The organism is Streptomyces sp. NPDC005808, from assembly GCF_042871385.1.
Taxonomy (GTDB): domain Bacteria; phylum Actinomycetota; class Actinomycetes; order Streptomycetales; family Streptomycetaceae; genus Streptomyces.
This window is the reverse complement of sequence record NZ_JBIAIK010000044.1, coordinates 1-2,835: the sequence shown is the minus strand read 5'-3', so window position 1 is coordinate 2,835 and position 2,835 is coordinate 1. Positions and strand designations below refer to the sequence as shown.

The window sequence follows — 2,835 nt, the reverse complement described above, 5'->3', positions numbered from 1 at the left end:
AGGGTGTCGTAGAGGCCGTCGGTGTCGATGGCTTCGGCGCCTGGGGGCGGCCATTCGGTGAGGGCGGCGCCGGGGGCGGTGTGCTCGGCGGAGACCGTGCCTGTGGCGTGCAGGGTCCAGGTGTCGGCTTCGGCGGAGTCAGAGTCGGTGTGGGTGTGGGTGTGGGTGTGGGTGGAGTGGATGGTGACGGGTCGGCGGCCGTCGGCCTCCGCCGCGCCCACGACGACCTGGAGCGCGACCGCACCGCGCTCGGCGAGCACCAGCGGCGCCTGGATCGTCAGTTCGTCCAGGACGCCACATTCGATGCGCTGGCCGGCGTGGAGCGCGAGCTCGACGAAGGCGGTGCCGGGCAGCAGGACGGAACCGAAGACCGCGTGGTCGGCGAGCCACGGGTGCGAGTCCAACGACAGACGGCTCGTCAGGACCAGCCCGTCGCCGTCGGCGAGCAGCACCTCGGCACCGAGGAGCGGGTGATCCGCCGCGCTCATACCGAAGCCCGTCGGGTCACCGGCTGCGGCGCCCGAGAGAAGCCAGTAGTGCTCGTGGTCGAATGCGTAGGTGGGGAGGTCGACGCGCTGGGCGCCGGTGCCTTCGTAGTACGCCGTCCAGTCGACGGAGGCGCCGTGCGCGTGGAGTTCGGCGAGGGCGGCGGTCAGGGCTTCGGTTTCGGGGCGGTCCTTGCGGAGGACGGGGGCGAAGGCCGCGTCCTGGGTGAGGCAGTCCTGGGCCATGGCGGAGAGGACTCCGCCGGGGCCCAGCTCCAGGTAGGTGGTGACGCCCTGGGTCTCCAGGTGCCGCATCCCGTCGAGGAAGCGGACCGCCTGACGGACGTGGTCGACCCAGTAGTCCGCCGACAGGATGTCCTCGCCCGCAACTTCGCCGGTGAGGTTGGAGACGACCGGGATACGGGGGGTATGGAAGGTCAGGCCCTCGGCGACCGCCTTGAACTCGGCCAGCATGGGCACCATGCGCGGCGAGTGAAAGGCGTGGCTCACCCGCAGTCGCTTGGTCTTCTCGAAGCGGGAGGCGATGGCGAGTACGGCGTCTTCGTCGCCGGAGATGACGACGGAGTCGGGGCCGTTGAGAGCCGCGATCGACACACCGTCGACCAACAGCGGCAGCACCTCGGCCTCGGTGGCCTGGACGGCCACCATCGCGCCGCCGGTAGGCAACGCCTGCATCAGACGGCCGCGAGCCGCGACCAGCGAGGCCGCGTCCTGAAGCGACCAGACACCGGCCACATGCGCGGCCACCAGCTCACCGATCGAATGCCCGAGCAGGAAGTCCGGCGTCACACCCCAGTGCGCGAGGAGCCGGAAGAGCGCCACCTCGATCGCGAACAGGCCCGCCTGCGTGTAAACAGTCTGGTCGATCAGCTCCGAGCCACCGAAGACGATCTCCTTGACAGGCTGGTCCAGATGCCGGTCGAGCTCCGCGCAGACGGCGTCGAAGGCATCGGCGAACACCGGGTAGGACTCGTACAGTTCACGGCCCATCTCGGCCCGCTGCGCCCCCTGCCCCGAGAACAGGAACGCCGTACGACCACCCCCGACCACACCACGCACCACACCCGCGGCCGTGCCGCCGGAGGCCAGGACCTCGAGTCCCCGCAGGAACCCGTCCCGGTCGCCGGCCACCACCGCGGCTCCGTGCTCGAAGCGCGCACGGGTCGAGGCCAGCGACCAGGCGACATCGAGCGTCGACGTCTCGGCGTCCTGGCGGACCCGGGCGAGGAGTCGCTCGGCCTGGTGGGCCAGCGCCTGCGGCGACTTGGCCGAGAGCACCCAGGGGAGCGCCGGGAGTGACGTGGCGGCTTCCGCGGCCGGCTGCGGCTCGGTCTGCGGCTGCTCGATGATCACGTGCGCGTTGGTGCCGCTCACGCCGAACGAGGAGACGGCGGCGCGGCGCGGACGGTTGCCCTGCTGCGGCCACTCCCGGGCCTCGGTCAGAAGTCCCACCGCGCCCGATTCCCAGTCCACCTTCGTGGACGGGCGGCCGACGTTCAGGGTCTGCGGCATGACGCCGTGCCGCATCGCCATGACCATCTTGATGATGCCGGCGACGCCTGCGGCGGCCTGAGTGTGGCCGAGGTTCGACTTCAGCGAGCCCAGCCACAGCGGACGGTCCTCCGCGCGGTCCTGACCGTACGTGGCGATGAGCGCCTGCGCCTCGATCGGGTCGCCGAGCGTGGTGCCGGTGCCGTGGGCCTCGACGACGTCGACATCGTCCGGGGAGACGTTCGCGTTGGCGAGGGCCTGGCGGATGACGCGCTGCTGGGACGGTCCGTTGGGGGCGGTGAGGCCGTTGGACGCGCCGTCCTGGTTGATCGCCGATCCCGAAACGACCGCCAGGACCCGGTGGCCCTTGCGACGGGCGTCGGAAAGGCGCTCGACCAGAAGCACTCCCACGCCCTCGGACCAGCCCGTGCCGTCCGCGTCGTCCGAGAACGACTTGCAACGGCCGTCGGAGGCGAGACCGCCCTGGCGCTGGAAGTCGAGGAACGCGGTGGGCGTGGCCATCACGGTCACGCCACCGGCCAGCGCCATCTCGCACTCGCCCGACCGCAGCGCCTGAGCCGCGAGGTGCAGGGCGACCAGCGAGGACGAGCAGGCCGTGTCGACGGTGACGGCCGGGCCCTCCAGACCCAGGGTGTAGGCGATCCGGCCGGTCACGACGCTGCCGGTGTTACCGATCCCCAGGAACGCCTCCACGCCCTTGGGCACGGAGTTCGGGGACATCGCGTAGTCGTGGTACATGAGGCCGGCGAACACGCCGGTCCGGCTGCCCCGGACGGTTGCCGGGTCGATGCCCGCCTGCTCCAGCGCCTCCCAGGAG

1 protein-coding gene is annotated in these 2,835 nt (G+C 71.4%); it reads right to left on the bottom strand.

The features are described from left to right. Positions 1–2,835: type I polyketide synthase (locus ACFYPC_RS36995; RefSeq protein WP_391891737.1), on the bottom strand; the 2,835-nt coding region annotated here is incomplete at both ends.